Origin of the sequence: Rufibacter tibetensis (assembly GCF_001310085.1) — a bacterium.
Lineage (GTDB): Bacteria > Bacteroidota > Bacteroidia > Cytophagales > Hymenobacteraceae > Nibribacter > Nibribacter tibetensis.
This window is the reverse complement of sequence record NZ_CP012643.1, coordinates 1,635,844-1,653,214: the sequence shown is the minus strand read 5'-3', so window position 1 is coordinate 1,653,214 and position 17,371 is coordinate 1,635,844. Positions and strand designations below refer to the sequence as shown.

General features: G+C 49.7%; 11 protein-coding genes and 2 pseudogenes. 3 read left to right on the top strand and 10 right to left on the bottom strand.

What is annotated here, in order from left to right; translation table 11 throughout:
• Positions 1 to 106 precede the first annotated feature (106 nt).
• The 7 genes from DC20_RS06385 to DC20_RS06355 form a co-directional block, all read right to left on the bottom strand.
• The gene (locus DC20_RS06385; protein WP_062543064.1) at positions 107 to 1,108 is read right to left on the bottom strand and encodes a glycosyl hydrolase; all 1,002 of its coding nucleotides are present in this window, start codon (positions 1,106 to 1,108) and stop codon (positions 107 to 109) included.
• A gap of 16 nt (positions 1,109 to 1,124) precedes the next feature.
• The gene (locus tag DC20_RS06380) at positions 1,125 to 2,510 is read right to left on the bottom strand and encodes an AGE family epimerase/isomerase (protein WP_062543063.1); all 1,386 of its coding nucleotides are present in this window, start codon (positions 2,508 to 2,510) and stop codon (positions 1,125 to 1,127) included.
• A 145-nt stretch (positions 2,511 to 2,655) separates the two neighbouring features.
• Positions 2,656 to 3,927 (bottom strand): serine hydrolase domain-containing protein, encoded by a 1,272-nt coding sequence (locus DC20_RS06375; protein ID WP_062543062.1) that lies wholly within the window; start codon positions 3,925 to 3,927, stop codon positions 2,656 to 2,658.
• A gap of 122 nt (positions 3,928 to 4,049) precedes the next feature.
• Positions 4,050 to 4,889: a hypothetical protein gene (locus DC20_RS06370; RefSeq protein ID WP_062543061.1), complete on the bottom strand. Its 840-nt coding sequence runs from the start codon at positions 4,887 to 4,889 to the stop codon at positions 4,050 to 4,052.
• Between the two features lie 108 nt (positions 4,890 to 4,997).
• The gene (locus tag DC20_RS06365) at positions 4,998 to 6,662 is read right to left on the bottom strand and encodes a GH35 family beta-galactosidase (RefSeq protein ID WP_245652309.1); all 1,665 of its coding nucleotides are present in this window, start codon (positions 6,660 to 6,662) and stop codon (positions 4,998 to 5,000) included.
• 22 nt (positions 6,663 to 6,684) lie between these two features.
• A complete protein-coding gene (locus tag DC20_RS06360; RefSeq protein WP_062543060.1) occupies positions 6,685 to 7,206 on the bottom strand; it encodes a DUF4256 domain-containing protein in 522 nt (173 codons plus the stop codon).
• Positions 7,207 to 7,292: 86 nt separating this feature from the next.
• A complete protein-coding gene (locus tag DC20_RS06355) occupies positions 7,293 to 7,796 on the bottom strand; it encodes a YkgJ family cysteine cluster protein (protein ID WP_062543059.1) in 504 nt (167 codons plus the stop codon).
• A gap of 240 nt (positions 7,797 to 8,036) precedes the next feature.
• On the opposite strand from DC20_RS06355, the gene DC20_RS06350 reads away from it, so the two are divergent.
• Positions 8,037 to 8,501, top strand: coding sequence for a RidA family protein (locus DC20_RS06350; protein WP_062543058.1), 465 nt, complete (start codon positions 8,037 to 8,039; stop codon positions 8,499 to 8,501).
• Between the two features lie 366 nt (positions 8,502 to 8,867).
• Entirely contained in the window at positions 8,868 to 9,818 is a 951-nt protein-coding gene (locus DC20_RS06345) for a carbon-nitrogen hydrolase family protein (protein ID WP_062543057.1), read from the top strand.
• A 207-nt stretch (positions 9,819 to 10,025) separates the two neighbouring features.
• Here the strand turns inward: DC20_RS06345 and DC20_RS06340 are convergent, their stop codons facing one another.
• Positions 10,026 to 10,814: a DUF6503 family protein gene (locus DC20_RS06340; RefSeq protein WP_062543056.1), complete on the bottom strand. Its 789-nt coding sequence runs from the start codon at positions 10,812 to 10,814 to the stop codon at positions 10,026 to 10,028.
• Between the two features lie 345 nt (positions 10,815 to 11,159).
• Between DC20_RS06340 and DC20_RS06335 the strand changes: the two genes are divergently transcribed.
• The gene (locus DC20_RS06335) at positions 11,160 to 13,430 is read left to right on the top strand and encodes a TonB-dependent receptor domain-containing protein (RefSeq protein ID WP_071885389.1); all 2,271 of its coding nucleotides are present in this window, start codon (positions 11,160 to 11,162) and stop codon (positions 13,428 to 13,430) included.
• A gap of 859 nt (positions 13,431 to 14,289) precedes the next feature.
• Here the strand turns inward: DC20_RS06335 and DC20_RS23685 are convergent.
• Positions 14,290 to 15,579, bottom strand: a pseudogene (locus tag DC20_RS23685) (M16 family metallopeptidase); the annotation flags it as partial.
• Between the two features lie 546 nt (positions 15,580 to 16,125).
• A pseudogene (locus tag DC20_RS23680) lies at positions 16,126 to 17,229 on the bottom strand (M16 family metallopeptidase); the annotation flags it as partial.
• Between the last annotated feature and the right edge of the window lie 142 nt (positions 17,230 to 17,371).

Sequence of the window (17,371 nt, the reverse complement as noted above, 5' to 3'; positions counted from 1 at the left end):
TTTTGGGTTTGTTTTCTGAAAATTGGTGCGTAAACGCAGGCTTTCACCAAGGCGTAAGTATTCATTCTCGTCAAGAGAGAGAACCCTTGTTACCTTTACCCGAGGCTTACTTTTTAGTAGCTGCTAGTTCATCCAAGGTCAAGGTCTGGGGCAAGTTATAGACTTCTTTCACCCGCTCCGGGGTGTTGTGGGTTTCAATCCAGTTGGCCCATACCATAAACCAGGACCACTTGGGCTGTACCTGCAGGATCTCGGCTTTGGGAAGTTCGCCTACTTCGCCCAGGGTGATCAGTTTGCCTTTGGCCAGGGCCAGCAGCTCGTTGTAGTCTTTTTGCTCATAATCGAAGTTGTAGACATCGGTGGCCAGAATATCCACATACTTAGCGCCGGGGTAGTAGAGGTGGTAGGCGAAGGCTTCGTCTTTGGGGATGTCACGCGGGGTGTTGGCGTTCCAGACCCAGAGCAGGTTGTTGAGCTTGTGGTGATTGGTGTAGCGGTCGTAGAGCATGGTCCAGAGTTTCTGGTAGCCGTCTTTCCCCTTCTTATCGCCCCACCAAAACCAAACGCCGTTCATTTCATGGTAAGGTCGCCAGAGCACGGGTACGTTGGCGGCCTGCAGCTGCTTCAGGTGCTCGGCGGTTTGGTCTACCTGCGCTAGCCAAATTTTGTGCAGCGCGGTGCCGGGAGTGGTCAGTTCTTTCCATTGCTGGTCAGTAAGTTCCCCCTGAATACTTTCTTTCCAGCGGAAAGGTGCCGTGTCAATGGGACGACCAGCGTGCCACATGAGCGTTACAATATGGCCTTGCTGGTGTTTTTGAATGGCTTCTTTTACAATTTCCTGACCCGAGTCTTGGGCTCCCCGCCAAATGAAATCGGTTCCCCAGATAGCGGGTTGTTTACCGGTACGGTCTACCACCATTGCTGAGAATTTATCAGGAGTCTCATTGTAGTTATGCTGCCCAGACAAGAGGTGCTTGCCGTTGATTTCGTACAAATAGGCAAGCAGCTTTTTAGCCTCGGGCGTAGCATTCGGGTTCACCGGCGCAAAGCCCTGGCCCAAGCATTGCAGGCTGAGAATCAGGAAAGAAAAGAGTAAGGTTTTTCTCATACTGGTAGGGTAGCTATTATTGTTTGTGAGGTGTTTTATGGTTTTCGTGCTTTAAACGCGCTACGCAATTGGCCATGGCGCGGAGCTGGTGGTAGTTGCCTTTCCAGATATGCCCTTTCAGGGCCGTCTTCTGATTGGGTTCTTTGTCCAGTCCGCCCGCGTACCAACCGCCATGTTCCTGGTCAATCAGGTAGGTGGAAATATAACGCCAGAGGGTTTCGAATTTCTGGTAATACTGCATCTCGTCTTTCGGGAAAAGATCGGCCATGAGGAGGAGTGTGTTGAGCCCCTCGGCTTGGGACCACCAGTTTTTAGCATCCTTGGTGATGGTGAGGTTCGCGTCTCCTTTGAAGTAATAGCCTTCCTCGTAAAAGCCGCCTTTCTCTGCATCCCAGCCATTGCGCAGGGAATGGTCAACCATCCGTTTGGCTACCCGCAACGTGGTGGTATCATTCTTCAAGCCCAACACATGTGACGCCTCCAGCAGAAGGTAAGCGGTCTCCACATCGTGACCGAAGGAAACATGGTCCAGGTAGCGGTGCCGCAGAATGGTTTCCCGGTCTGTGTCCCGGAAGGAGACAGGCGTCCAGTCGGGTTGGAAAAACAGCACCATGTACCCTTGCCGTGTAGTGATTTTGTCCCGGATGAGGAAAAGCATTTCTTGGAGCCGTTCACGCACCAGTGGGTCGGGCCAGATCTGGTAGAGTTCGGTGAAAGCCTCCAGTAAATGGATAGACGTATTCTGGTCTTTGTAGCCCAAATCTGATGTGGAGGAGATGGTGTCAAACCGTACAATGGGCGTTCCGTCCAGTTTCAGGTGCTGGAAATACCCTTTGTGGACCGGGTCATGGCTGTGCTTCTCTAACCACCGAAACGTTTCCTGCGCCAGTGCCAATGCCTCTTTGTCACCGGTAGCTTTATAGTAGGCCGACAAGGCATACAGGGCGAAGGCATTCCCATAGGCTTCTTTCTCGGCAAAACCGCGGCGAATCACCTGGCCTTGCCGGTTAACCAGTGTGTGAAAGCCACCGTGTTGTTTGTCCCAGAGCACATCTCTGAGGAATGTGAACCCATGCCGGGCGCCGGTTTTGTAATGTGCTTCTTTAGGATAAAGTTGGGAAGCAATGGCGTTGGACCAGGTGTGACGCGCCTGGGTCACAATCATTTTGTCCTGCGAGCCGGTGGGCTGCCAGTCATACGTGAACGAACTCAGGAACCCTCCATATTGCTTATCTATGCTTCTAGGGTACCACACGTTTAGCAATTTGCTGCGCATGGACTGCTCAATCTCGGCCGCTATTTTTGCCCGACTCTGCCTAGCCGAAGCCGAAAACGACAGTAGCGCCATGGAGAGCAACACAAGGGTACAGCGCAAGAAATGGAGAGAGTAACGTAGCGGCATAGAAGCGGGTCTATTCTCTCTAAATATAGCACCATTTTAGCTACGCCAAAGCCTAGAGGAACGATAAGTTACGGGCGCTGAAATTGGGCTTGCTGCCTATGCTTCATTAAGACGATACCTCCTGTTTCTGCTGGGCGTTTTAAGCTTAGTTTGGCATAAACGGACCATAAACGGCATCCCGGAAACTCTTGTGCAGTTTGCCGTCAAATGGGAACACCTGCACAAACAAGACGGCGGTAAGGTCATTGACCGGGTCCACCCAGAACAAGGTGCTGGCCGCGCCATCCCAGAAGAATTCACCCACCACGCCGTTGTTTTCCTCTTTTGTAGCGGGTGGATGCAAACGTACTGCGAAATCAATCCCGAAACCTACCTGGCCTTTGCTGGGCAGCCACATACGTTGGGTCACACTGTCAGACAAATGGTTCGTGGCCATCAGTTTGATAGTTTCGGGTTTCAGGATTTTGGCTTTGCCCAGGGTACCCTCGTTCACCAGCATGCGGGCGAACTTCATGTAATCATCCAAGGTAGAAGTGAGGCCCCAGCCGCCCGGAGTCAAGGCAAATTCTTTGGTGTTGAAAAGATTGTCGGCATCGGGGATGCGGGCTAGCTGGCCCTCTACGCTTTTGCGGTAGGTAGCGGCAAACCTTTTTCTATCGCCGGGCGCCACCACGTACCGGGTGTTGGTCATGCCGAGTGGGGTAAAGATGTTTTCCTGCAGGTATTGGGCAAACGGTTTGCCGGAGAGGCGCTCCACCAGATAGGCCTGCACGTCTACCGATGGTCCGTACGACCACTGCTCGCCGGGCTGAAACAGAAGCGGCAGGCTGGCGAGTTTTTTCACCATCTGCTCCAGCGTGTTGTTCGGGTTGGAAAGATCTGCCTTCTGCAACACGTCACGTATACCCGGAAGGTCGGTAGTGGTCGCGAACCCTGCCGTATGGCGCGTAATATCCCGGACGGTGATGGGACGTTTGAGCGGCTCCAAAATCAGGTTACCCGAAGCATCCAATCCCTTGTAGACTTTCATGTCGGCAAATTCAGGAATGAATTTTGAAAGCGGGTCATCCAACTGGAACGCGCCCTTTTCATAGAGTTTCATGAGCGCTACTCCGGTCACCGGTTTGGTCATGGAGTAGATGCGCACAATGGTGTTCCGGTCCATCTTCGCCTTGGCTTCGCGGTCGGCATACCCAAAAGCATTGTGGTAGACCTCTTTGTTCTTCTCAAAGATCAACGCCGATACACCCGCAATTTTGCCTGAATCCACAAAGCTCTTCAAGGTGGCATCTACACGCGCTTTTGCCGAGGAATTAATGATAGCCGGGGCCTTCTTGTCTTTCTTACCTGTAGGCGGTTGCTGGAAGGAGGAGGCAATCAGGAAAATGAATAATAAAGCGTAAAGGATTTTATTCATTGTTTTGGGTTTTAAGGCTCTAAATGTGAGAAGAGGCAATCGCTTGAAGTTAGATTGATCTTTAAATCTAACGGACTTGGCTATACAGCGGCGCAGCTGGCGTATAGGTGTGGTTAGAAAATTTAATATAGATCAGAGATTATGAGCCTCCCATTTATATCAAATGTTATTCTAACAAACACTCGTGAATTCACAGTTTTCCCATTATACCTTGCAGGTTTCCATGGTTCTCCTTGCTTCAGCACCTTTACAATGCCTTTTTGAAGTTTGGTTAAAGTGTCAGCTGGCTTATACTTAAGATGTATAAAATCATATTTCATCTCCGATTCATATTTTAAAGACTTATCAGGAATAACTATGTTTGTTATTTCACCATCTTTATTGATATAGATTATAGCTCTTTCCAAATGTGTCTTTGCAAGGCCTTTGTAATATTTAGGCTTTACCTGCATCAGAAGGCTGCTTGCCTGAGTTTTTGGTTCAGCTCCTTCAAATTCTTCATAAGCTGACTTGATTAAGGCTCTTTCGAAGATAATTTCATTAATGTCTATTTCATTCCCCTGTTCCAATAACGAAAGCTCTTGTTCGTCTATATTTTCCAAAGCACGGTAACGCTTTGAATTAGAGCAATAAGTATAAAAGGAAATTTCAGCTCCTCTTTCATAAGCATACACTAGCCATTTTCCATCTTTATTCGCATTGGAGCCACATGTAGAGAACTGTGATTTTAATGGAAGGGTAAAATCTAAAAACTTAGGATCACTCCCATTCTTCTTGTAGTGTTTATCAATTCTAAAAGTGACTGTATATGTAAGAGAGTCTTCAGCTATGTTTTTTTCTGTTATTGAACCGAAAAAAACATATTTGGATCTTAAAAAATCTAATGCAACTGGAGGTGGTTCACAATCACATGCGAAAGTTTGAAAATGAAGTAGGAGAAAAATTAATGTTAAAAGCTTCATTATGTTTATCTGCTCTAACTACTAAATAAAGATAACAACTACGGTCATACACCTTGTATACCAGAGTGAAATGCACTGTACTCTCAGGTTAAACTTCAGCAGGCCTACTTACTCATACTCATACAGGGTGAACCGCTGAATAGACACATCATCTACAAACGAGCGGATGTGTCTTCCCTGGTGGGTCTGGTCTCCGTTTAAGTGTTGGTAGACGGTCCACTTGCCGTCTTTGAAAGCACCACGATCGGTTTTCAGGATTCCTACGCGAGCTTTGGGGTTCTTCAGGTTTTTCATCTTCAGCGATACCCCAAAGCCGGCATAATAGAACTCGTTGTCTCCTGTCTGGATGAGGATGGCGCCGGCGGGTTCCCATTCCTCTGCTTTGGCGTTCGGCTCCCAGCCTAAATTGAAGGTGTGGCCCGCGGTGAATTCATAATCGCCTAAGACAATAGTGGCTTCCTTTACTTCCTTGTCTAGCAGCACGCCCTCTATGCGGTGCTGCCCTCTGTTCTTATCCAAGAGCGGTTTGATTTGATGCAGGACGTCATACACTTTTGACAATTTTTGCTCCATGGCATTCAAGGGAGTACCCGGTACCTGCTCTATGGAAAATGGCGAGAAGCCCAGTGCTTCATAATGCCCGATGGCGAACAACGCTTTCGCGGCAATGGTGTTATCAAACTTATGCTCTGGCACGAACAAAGGGTTGCCCTGCCGTACATACAGGTCGCTCCATTGCTTGAATTGCGGGTTATAAAAGTCAGGGGAATAGAAATCAATGTGAGGAGAACCGGCTTTCCAGACGTCCAAAATATGCGGAAGCGGTCCGGCGCTGGGATATTCTCCGGGCTTGGCGTTCGGGCGGTTCAAGGCGGCGTTGACAAAGGCGGGCAAGGCGTATTCCTTCTTTCCGGCAGCCGTCACTTGGTCGGTGTACCGGGCGAAATAGTAGGCCATAAAGATCTCATCGGTAGGTAGGCCTTTGCCGAACACCTCTTCCCAGGTGCCTTTGGCTTTATAGCCGGTTTTCTGCCAGACGGCAGAAAACTCGGGGTTGAGGTTCTTCTTATTTTTGACCAGATAGCTCATCAACTCCTGCGGGACCTCCTCCTTGAATTTCTGATTGGCCGCCGGATGATAATCTCTGGCCGAGGGCAGCATCCCGATCTCATTTTCAGGCTGCATGAGAATGACCGTCTGGTGGGCGGCATTTACTTTCTTGGTCTGCCGCAATAACTGTTGATACGCATTGAGGTCTGCTTTGAGGTTGTTTTCGGAAAAAGGGGTAAGAATCTCCTGACTTTCCCCAGACTGGCTTTTGGCCCTCGGGAACCGTTTCTGGTTTACTTTTACCCAGGCAGGGGCGTGGCTGGACATGCTGTTCTTCCAGGCACCAAACCAAAGAAGCACTAGTTTTAAATCGTGCTTCCGGGCTTCCTTAATCAAGTCTTCTACCAGTTGGTATTCAAATTTGCCTTCTTCCGGCTCCAGCAGTTCCCAGTAGACCGGTACCAACACGGTGTTCAGGTTTAACTCTTTTAACCTGGGCCAAACAGGTACCATAGATTCCATGGTGCTCGCGGTGGAGTTACCCAGCTCACCTGCCAGCATCAGGAAAGGCTTGCCATTGACCACCAACTGCTGTTTATCGCCTATTTTCTGTAAATGGGGGATGTTCCCTTGGGCAAGTACGGGTTGGGTTTGTATAATGAAGGCAAGTAGAAGTAAGGAAAGCATCCTTTGTATGTTCATTCCCTTAAAGAGCTTAGCCATTCTGCAAATTGGTTTTGAAAAATTAGACCCTAAGTGAGCCCCGGAACCCTCTTGCTGCATAGTAAGAATCCGCTCCGTTGTGGTACAAGAAAACATGGCCGTACCGACGATCACAGAAGATAGCTCCCCCAAGTTTTCTGATGGCAGCCGGGGTATGCACCCAACTAGATGTTTTGGTGTCATACTTCCCAAATTCCTGCAGATTCCGGTATTCTTCTTCCGTTAGAAGCGAAATGCCCATGTCTGCCGCCAGAGCCGTGGCGCTATTCTTAGGTTTGTTTTCTTTCCTTGCCTCTAGAGCCTCTTTGTCGTAGCAAACACTTCTGCGGCCTTTGGGGCTTTCTGCTGAGCAGTCGTAAAAGAGGTACTCGCCGGTTTTGTCATCATACCCCACCACGTCTGGCTCGCCGCCGGTTTTATCCATCTCCTGGAGCGACCACAGTTTTTCAGGGTTCGCTTCCAACTTTGCTTGCACATCAGCCCATGCAAGACCTCTATGGCGGTTCACGTTTTTCTCAAAACGGGCTTTTAACAGGCTGAGCATTTCTTCACGCTCTGCTGGTGGTAACTCCTTTTGATTTTGCTTTGCCACGATGTGTAGTTTTGATTTACAAAAGTTGATTCAAATACTTAAAACATGGAGTCGCCAAATTCTTTTAACAGCAAACTGTCAAGTTGCTTGAGGTCAGCTATCAAGTTTAACTGATCTTGCGTGAATGCTAGTTCAGAAGTATTTTTCTGTAACAACTTGTTCAATTCAATCATTTGAAAGTAAAACGATTGAGAATGTAGTTCAATTTGTAGTAATGCTATCTTGCTCTCTATGGTAGTTTTTAGTTGTTTAACCTCCTTGACTACCTCAATAGCCGAATCAAAACTCAATTTCTTTTGGTCGAGGGATTTTAGGAGTCCGCACTCGAATTTGGCACATTGCTTTGGCCTTCTAGCATAGATAGTGCAGCCATCACAGTATTTTTTACAGGGTTGAAGAAAAAAACCATCTCCGGTGGTATTCTCAACATCTATCAAGTCTCTTAATAAAGGCAATTCTTCACGACCAACCTGTACAAAACCAATCACGGTACCCTCACAACAGAGTCCACAGGACAAACAAAGATTTGATGCATCACTCATATTCTCTAAAGGTAGGAACTTCTTTGATGTACTCTTTCAAAGAACATTAGTATTTGGTGCTAACGGAACGGGTATTTTGGAGTAGCGACAGTAGCATTCATTGATTGAACACTGTTCCAAATTGCAGTGACGGTATAACGGTGCACCCTGTAGCCAAGCCGCTATCTAATAACACCTAGTTGGTTTTTTCTTTCTTTTCGTAAAAGACCTAATATAGGCATTCACAGCTATCTGTCAAGCATGACTACACCAGAACAACGACTAGAAGAACTTGGCATAGAGCTTCCGCAGCCTGTGCAACCCATTGCCAACTATGTGACCCATGTGCAGTCAGGGAATCTGTTGTTCCTGTCAGGACACGGCTATTGTGGGGCTCCGTCTGCGGTTGATATTGGCAAACTAGGCCAGGACCTGACGGTGGAGCAAGGATATCAGGCGGCCCAACGGGTGGGAACATGCGTTCTGGCTACCATAAAGCAGGCCCTTGGCGAGCTAGGCAAAGTGAAGCGGATTGTAAGGGTACTGGGCATGGTGAACGCCACCGCAGATTTCATTGATCATCCTAAGGTGATCAATGGCTTTTCAGATTTGATGGTGGAAGTGTTTGGCGAAAAAGGCAAGCACGTGCGCTCAGCCGTAGGAATGGGCTCTTTGCCGGGTGGAATAGCCGTAGAAATAGAAGTAACGTTAGAGGTGGAAGAATAGCGCCGCAGAACGTACCTTTAGAGACTAACCAGCCATCGCATGTTAAGCAAAAACTAGTAGCGTCCATAACAGGCACCAGCAACCCGGACGGGGTGGAGAATACCATCTGCCAGCCGGCCAGGTCAGCTCATACGTATCTGCCTGAGCAGGAGCGATTGGCCCAAGGGATAACCTGTTACGACTTTCTTTGGACATAGAAAATGCAGTAGACCTGATCAGGGCCTTATAAAACGCTCTGCAAGCTTGAAAAATAAAGAGCTTTAGCAGCAGGTAAGCGGTCTCAAAAGCCTTAGATTTGGAACAGCTGGCCGCTTCTTTTCTGTTGTAGATGCTTTACCTCTGTTTTAAAAAATACACACCAAAAATATGAACACATTAAAAGTAGCCCTAGCCCAGATTTCACCAGTGTGGTTAAACAAAACCAAAACGCTGGACAAAGTGAAAGCTTCTGTCACAGAGGCAGGGGAGCAAGGCTGTGGGTTGGTTGTTTTTGGGGAAGGCCTTGTACCGGGCTATCCTTTTTGGTTGTCCCTGACCAACGGGGCGGAGTTTAACTCTTCGGTGCAAAAGGAAATACACGCACATTATGTCAGAAACGCAGTGCAGATTGAGGCGGGAGAACTGCAGGAGGTCTGCGATCTGGCAAGACAATACAACATCGCCGTTTACCTCGGGATCATTGAGCGCGGGAAAAACAGGGGCGGACATAGCCTGTATTGCTCTTTGGTCTACATCAGCGAAAAAGGGGAGATCCAGTCGGTGCACCGTAAGCTGCAGCCCACCTATGAAGAGCGGTTGACCTGGTCGCCTGGTGACGGAAACGGCCTGAGGGTGCACACGTTAAATCAGTTCTGCGTGGGCGGGTTAAATTGCTGGGAAAACTGGATGCCCCTGGCCAGAACGGCGCTGTATGGACAAGGTGAAAACCTGCACGTGGCGGTATGGCCTGGTTCTGACAGAAACACCATCGACATCACCCGCTTCATGGCAAAAGAGTCCCGGTCGTTCGTGCTTTCTGTATCTGGGCTGATGCGGATTGAGGACTTCCCAACAGACACTCCGCACCTGGAGAAGATTATTCAGAATTCCCCTGAGGTGCTGGCTAATGGAGGCTCTTGTATTGCCGGACCAGACGGTGAGTGGATCATTGAGCCCGTAACAGGGAAAGAAGGACTCATCATAGAGACCTTAGATTTTAACCGGGTACTGGAGGAACGGCAAAATTTTGACGTATCCGGCCACTATTCCCGCCCCGATGTCACCCGGCTCACGGTAAACAGGGAACGCCAGTCTATCTTGGACATGAAAGACGAATAGCAGCTATTTCAAAATGTGTAGCGCGCGAAAGGGCGTTTCTGTTTTAGGCGTTTTTTCTCAAAACGAACGCAAAAACTCCTTCCTCTTTCAGAGCCATTAAAGCTGGAAGGAGGAAGGAGTTTTGCTATAGCCTCTTGATAATAGTTTTCAGGAGTGCTCAGTGATTAACACTCGGGCGTTACCAAATGCAAACAAGAAAAAGCAGGGTTACTTCTTGGCAGCGTCCACTTCGGCTTTTTCGGGCATCTCAAAGAGACGCTGGTCAGGCTGCTTCTCTTTTAGTTGGAGGTTGCTAAAACTAACAGTATAGCGTGCCTCGCCTATCTGTCCATTCTCATATTTGTACCCGGTCAGTTTCTGAGGGAAGAGCAGGCCCTGGTGTTCCTGGTAGTCTTCATATTTCAAGGCATTGAATTTATCGCTCGGCTTCCCATTGAAGTACGTCACGGTGTACAGCAGCCACTCCAGTCGGTTGGTGGTGGGGTCTAGCAGAAGCCGGTATTTGTCCTCGGGGCTATCGCCGATGCCCTGCCCGAAGGAGGCCTCAATTACGGAGTAATTCTGTCCAGCTAAACTGATGTCTGATAACTGTCTGTAGTTTACCCCCGGGTCTGCGAGCACAAAAGGTATGGCAAAGAAATAGAAATACAGGTTGTGGTAGAAATGGGCGGAGTTTCCCGGGTAGGCCGCTTTATTAGGGCTCACCCACACCTGTTTGCCGTCGTACCCTATTGTGTAGTTGTCGGCTTTGATAAGGTCTTTGCGGTTCTTTAGGTCAATGAGTTGCGTTTCTGTTTTACCATTGCTCATGAGTTGGAATTGCATCGAGCCTAACTTGTTCCACCTTTCAAAACCGCCATGGGCCTGCAACACGTTCTTGAAGTAAGACGGATGCTCTGGTGCTTTCCCAGATTTCTGGGGCATCTTATTGCCGGCAGATTGGCAGCCGGTTAACAGGACAAAAGCAACGAGCAGGATATTTAGGGTTTCTTTCATATTTAGATCTTAGAATACCTAGTACGAAAAGAGGTAAGTCATGGGCGAAAGGACAGCTCTTTCTCCCTTCGTGCTGACTTTTTACTATTTACGAATCCATCACTGCCATATTCTTAAGAAAATTGGGAGATGCTGTAAAACATGACCTTTAACTCAGCGGCGTAGAAGCAGTATTTTTTCATAGGTTTGTACCGTCTGTTGGCACCAAATCCCGTAAGCAAACCGGGGAGCTGTGGTAGGTACAGAATAGGTTCCTTTTCCATTCTACACAGCACGGGTTTTGACCTTTAAAAATATATGCTCTTTCCGGGTGAACACGGTCGTTCCCCCTTGCGATTACTTCTCATGAGATACCTATTCCTTCTCCTTTTCTCTTTTTGTTTTCTCCCTGTTTTTGCACAAGTTACCATAAACGGACGTGTGCTGGATGCCCGTTCACAGCAACCGCTGGAAGGAGCCGTGGTGGGTGATGCTGTAACCGGCACCCAGGTGTTAACCAATGCATCAGGGCAATTCAGGATAGTGCTGGCTTCGCGGTTTGATACCTTGTTGGTGCAGCGCGCTACCCACCGGTTACAGAAGCTAGTGGTGCCTCAAAACAGAAAACAGCTGGTGATTCTGTTGCAGCCGCTGGCGGTGAATCTACAGGAAGTAGTCGTAAGAGGCTATGAAACCCGGAGACCTCTGTTGCAAACCGCTGGGTCCATTGGCTTGTTGGAAAAGCGCGATCTGGAACGATTCAGTGAAACTACCCTAGTGCCGGCGCTCAACACCATTCCGGGCGTGCGCATGGAGGAGCGGGCCACCGGAAGTTACCGGCTTTCCATTAGAGGCAGCAGCCTGCGCGCGCCGTTTGGGGTGCGCAATGTGAAAGTGTACCTCAACGAGGTCCCGCTGGTGGAAGCCAACAGCACGTTGCCCCTGAACCTGCTGGATGCCGCCACCATTGGCAGCGTGGAAGTTATTAAAGGTCCAGCAGGAAATACGTACGGCGCGGGTACAGGCGGAACGGTGTTGCTGGAAACAGTTCGTCCGGCTCCCGGCGAAACCAGTGTTTCGGCCGGAGGGCTGGTAGGTTCTTTCGGGCTGCGCCGGGCTTTTGTTTCTGCCGCAGTAGGTTCTGAGAAGTCTAATTTCCTGGTACGCTATGATCGGCAGGAACTAGACGGCTATCGTGAGCACAGTGCCCTGGACCGGAAAACCCTGTTGGTGTCAGGCCAACTGAATCCGTCAGAGAAACAGACCTTCTCGTTTCACGGTTATTATTCAGATTTGTACTATGAACTGCCCGGAGCGCTTACCCGAGCTCAATTTGAGCAGAATCCCCGCGCTGCCCGGCAACTGAACAAAGACCAGCAAGCCTCCATTGACTTAAGTGCCCTGAATTTGGGACTGGTGCACACCTACCGGTTCAATGATGCCTGGAGCAACACCACGTCTGTCTTTGGCGTCTTCAGCTTTTTTGACAATCCGTTCCCCACCGACTATGAGCGCAACACAAACCAAGCCTTTGGGGGCCGTAGCCGAACCACGTACCGCACCGCATTGGCCGGTCTGCCCACCCGCTTCACGCTAGGTGTGGAGGGCTACCGAAGTTTCATGAACTCGCGCCATTACAACAACAAGGCAGGCCAAACCGATACGCTCCGCTTCGACGATGAGATCGTCCAGAAGCAGGGATTTGTGTTCGGCCAGGCCGAAGTGGATCTACCCGCCAATTTCATCTTAACGCTGGGCGCCAGCCTGAACTCAGTGCAGTACCAGTTAACCCGCGTGTATGATGCGGCCATGGCCAGTTCAGTGCCCACCCAACGCCGAAACCTGGATCCTCAGTTTTCGCCGCGTGTCGGACTGGTCAAGGTCATCACGCCGCAGCTCTCCGCGCATGCCAGCGTGAGCGCCGGTTTCTCGCCGCCTACAGATGCCGAGATCCGTCCGTCTACCGGTTCTTTTAACACCTCCCTGCAACCCGAAAAAGGCCTGAACTACGAGGCAGGCATCAGGGGAAATGCGTTGAACCGCCGCCTCACCTATGACGTGGTGGGTTTCTGGTTTAAACTGAAGGAGACGATTGTGGTGCGCACGAACGCGCAAGACCAGGACGAGTTCCTGAACGCCGGAGCCACCAGGCAGCAGGGTATGGAAGCCGCGCTGGGCTATGCGGTGGTACAAGCCCCTACCCAAACCCTGCGGCAGGTGCGTCTTTGGAGCACTTACGCTTTCAGCCATTTCCGTTTTCAGGAGTACCAGTCAGATGAGAATGACTACTCCGGCAACAGGCTCACCGGTACACCCCGCCACGTTCTCACCCTGGGCCTAGATGCCAATACCAAGCCCGGCTTTTACCTCCACGCGACCGCCAACTACACCTCAGACATTCCTTTGAATGACGCCAACACCGTGTACGCCTCAGAGTACTACCTCTTTGGCGGACGACTAGGTTTCCGCCGCACGTTCCTGGGCAGCTGGGAACTGGATGTTTACACGGGCGTAGACAACGCCACTGATAGAGACTACAGCCTGGGCAATGACCTGAATGGTTTCGGAGGCCGTTATTTTCAAGCTGCACCTGGTCGTAGCTATTATGGCGGCGTGCAGTTGAAAAAGAGCTTTTAACCTGATTTCTGGAAAGCGGCCCTGAAACAGCTTAAGGCACAAAGGCCCGCATAGTAGTGCAGTTGTACATTTTCTATTATCCAGGAAAGGTTTTGCCGCCGAGCTAAAGCAGCGCTTGAGAGACGGAATTCTGGTTTGCCACAAGGTCCTTTCATGATGACAAAGTGGGATTTGGTCTGTTCCAGTACGCATTCATACTGCTAGTTGACGGACAGGAATGCCTTTGAAGGAGTTCGAACCTGTCCCTCCATGGAGGGGAGTTTTGGTTAAAGGCAGATTTGTTTCTACTGCCTTTATTGTTCTTTGCAGTATCTCCTTTGGGGCTGTCGCCCCACTGAAGGTGCAAACTTCAGGTCATGGTGGGTCCAAGTCAAAGACTTGAACCATGAAAAGAATACACTTTTGCAGGGTACAGCAATGCGTGGCAGAGACAAGGCAGTGCCTAATCTCTACAGGTTTGTATCAATTCTTTTTCTGCTACTTTCCCCCAGTTCCAGTCTTTCCATCGAGCGCCTCGCTTTTGGCCTTAGTTAGGTAGAAGCTAAGAGGAACAGACAGTTCAGGCCGAAAGGGCAGTGCGAGAGGGGAAGACGGGGCCTTGCGGCCGTGAGCGCTTATCGCAGAAGATGAAACAACTAAGTATAAGGGCCTCGAATCAATCCCCCACTACGCCAGCAACCGCAAACTGCATGCACCTAGCACCCGCAGCAATTCCCCAATCAGGTTAGCTCTGGAAAAGCGCAGTAGTAATCTCAGGCTAACTATTTGCTATTAAGGAAAAAAGGCGTTTCCGGGTTCTTTCCCCGAAAACGCCTTTAAAACAGGTTTGCTTTAACGAAGCAAACCGATAAGACTCAGCTTAGAACACGCGGCCTTGCACTTTGGCTTTGCGGCCTTTTTTCACCGGCTCTTCTTTCTTTACTTCCGGAGTAGCCGGAGCATCCGCTTTCGCTAACACTGGGGCCCCGTCTGGGTCAAGCTCTACCACCTCATAGCCTAATTTCTCCAAGCCTGGTTTGATGGAGGCTTTGTCGCCCACGAGCATGATGCTCATGTTGTCTACCGGTAGGTACTTTTTAGCCAGCGCGTTGATTTCCTCCTTGGTAATGTTCTGCAGGATCTCGTTCTGCTTGGTCACATAATCCAGCGTCAGGTTGTAGCGGAGCATAGTGTTTAAGAAAGCGGCTTTCTGGAACGAAGTCTCGTACTTACGGGCATCCCCCTGGCCGATGGCTTTCTTCATGAAGGCCAATTCCTCATCGGTGATTCCTTCTTCCCGGAAACGCTTGATTTCTTTCATGAACTCCACTACTGAAGCATCAGAAGCATTGGAACGAACCCCGGCCGAAGCGGTGAACGGACCTGCTTCCTCGGTGCCGGAGAAGCCGGAACGAGCGCCATAGGTGTACCCTTTGTCTTCGCGCAAGTTAAGGTTAATGCGGCTGTTGAAGGCCCCGCCCAGCACGTAGTTCATCAAGGTAGCTTTGTAATACTCACCGGTGGCATCATACGGAAGGGCCATGTACCCGATTCTGATCTCAGACTGAGCAGCCTTCTCTTTATCCACGATGAAGATCTTGGTCTTGTCAATGCTGGCCGCTTTGAAGTCAGACGGCATGGTCACCTGCTTTGGAGTCCATTTGTTCAGGAAGGCAAGTTTCGGCATGATTTGCTTCTGGTCCATATCGCCTACTATTACCAGGTTAGTCACGCTTGGAGAGAAGTAGTTCGCGTAGAATTTCTTCACGTCATCCAGCGTAATACTTTCCACGGTGGCTACGGTACCCACTACCGGAATAGCACGAATGTTGCCTTCGCCGTACAGCATTTTGTTGTACACGTTGTCGGCTACCACGGTAGGCTGGGTGCTTTGGTTTCTGATGGCTTCCAGGCGCTGTTTTTTGATGCGGTCAAACTCATTTGCATCAAAGCGCGGACGGAACATGCGCTCTTCCAGTAAGGCTAGGGTAGCATCCAGGTTTTTCACCTGCGACTGCACTGATATGGTCATGCTTTCAGCACCGCTTCCTACACCAATGGAAGAACCCAATTTCTCTAATTCAGTAGTGATCTGCTCAGCAGTGTATTTCAGCGAAGACTCATTTAGCATAGCGGCCGTCAAGGAAGCGATACCTGCTTTAGATGGATCATGCGCCTCTAGTTTGTGGCCGCCTTGCAGAGTGAACAGCAACGTAACGGTTGGTACTTCATCGCTCTTCGCGCCAATCACCTTGATGCCGTTGGCCAGGCTTTCTTTCCAGAACGGAGGAACCGTGATAGCAGGAACGGCACCAGCGGCTGGACGTTTGCTGCGGTCAAAAGAATCTTTGGCTTTCACGTACTTCAGACCAGAGTATTGGTCCGCCGGAGCTTTATAACCACTTGGGTCTACTTTGAAGTTATCGGCTTTGGCGATCAGCTCAGATTTGCCTTTCGGCACTACGCTCAGGATTACCGCTTTTTTGCCTTTGATGTATTGGTTGTACACGCGCATCACATCGGCTTTGGTTACCGCGTTCACCGCTTGTCTTTCCTTTGTGATAAAGTTGGCGTTGCCCGTCATGAATTGATAGGCAGCCAAGGTAGAGGTTTTACCAGAAACGCTAGACAGTCTGTTGATGATGCTCGCCTCATAAGAAGCTTTGTAACGGGCGATGTCCTCATCGGTCACGCCTTTTTTCTCGAATTCCGCAATGGCATCGCGCAGTTGCTTCTCGGCATCGGCAAGTTTTTGGTCTGGAAGCACCCGCGCAGAAAGCGTGAATTCACCAGCCAGTTCGGAAGCGGAGTGGTATGCGCCAGCTTGGTTGGCTTTCTGCGTTTTTACCATGTTTTGGTAAATGATGGACGTTTTGCTACCGCCAATTATGTTGGAAAGCACGTCTAGCGCTGCTTCATCTGGGTGATTGGCCTGTACAGTAGGCAACGTCATTTGCACCAACGGGAAACGCACGTTGTCTTCGTAAGAAATATAACGGTCCTGTGCGAGCACCGGAGCCGGAAGCTTTTGGTTCTTCACCTCAGGTCCACGCTGGATAGAGCCCAAGTATTTCTCAGCCAATTTCACCACCTGGGCCGGAGTTACGTCACCACCTACGGTTAAGGTAGCATTGTTTGGTCCGTACCAGCGCAGGAAGAAGTTCTTCAGGTCGTCTACGTTTACCCGGTTCAAATCCTCAATGTACCCAATGGTAGTCCAGGAATACGGGTGGCCGTACGGATACAAAGCGGCACTTACTTTCTCGTAAGACAAACCGTAAGGGGCATTGTCTACGCGCTGACCGCGCTCGTTTTTCACAGTTTCACGCTGCACCTCAAATTTCTTCTGGGTCACAGCATCCAGCAGGAAGCCCATGCGATCCGCCTCTAACCACAGCGCGGTCTCTAACTGGTTAGAAGGAACAGTTTCAAAATAGTTGGTTCTGTCGCGGTTAGTGGTTCCGTTCAGGGTTCCGCCAGCTTCAGATACAATCTTGAAGTGCTCTTCGTCGGCTACGTTGTCTGATCCTTGGAACATCATGTGCTCAAAGAAGTGCGCGAAACCAGACTTGCCCACCTCTTCACGGCCCGAGCCTACGTGATAGGTCACGTCTACGTGTACGATAGGGTCAGAGTGGTCCTCGTGCACAATCACGGTTAAGCCATTCGGCAATTGGTATTTCTCGTATGGAATCACCAGTTCGCCGCTTTTGCGGGTAACGGTCTCCAGTTTGCGAGTGCCTTGCTGAGATTTAGCAGCGGTTGTACTGGTCTTCTTGGCCGGGGTAGGCTTAGTCTGCGCTTGCGCCTGCGTTAACATGGCAGCGGCTAGCAAAATGGCCAGAGTGCTCTTCTTTGACATGAACTTAGTTTGTTTGGGTTTAATTTAAGCGAGTAGTGGATGTTACCAAGGAAACAGTTGCACAATTTATAGCTAAAAAAGGTTCATCGCTGAATAAGCA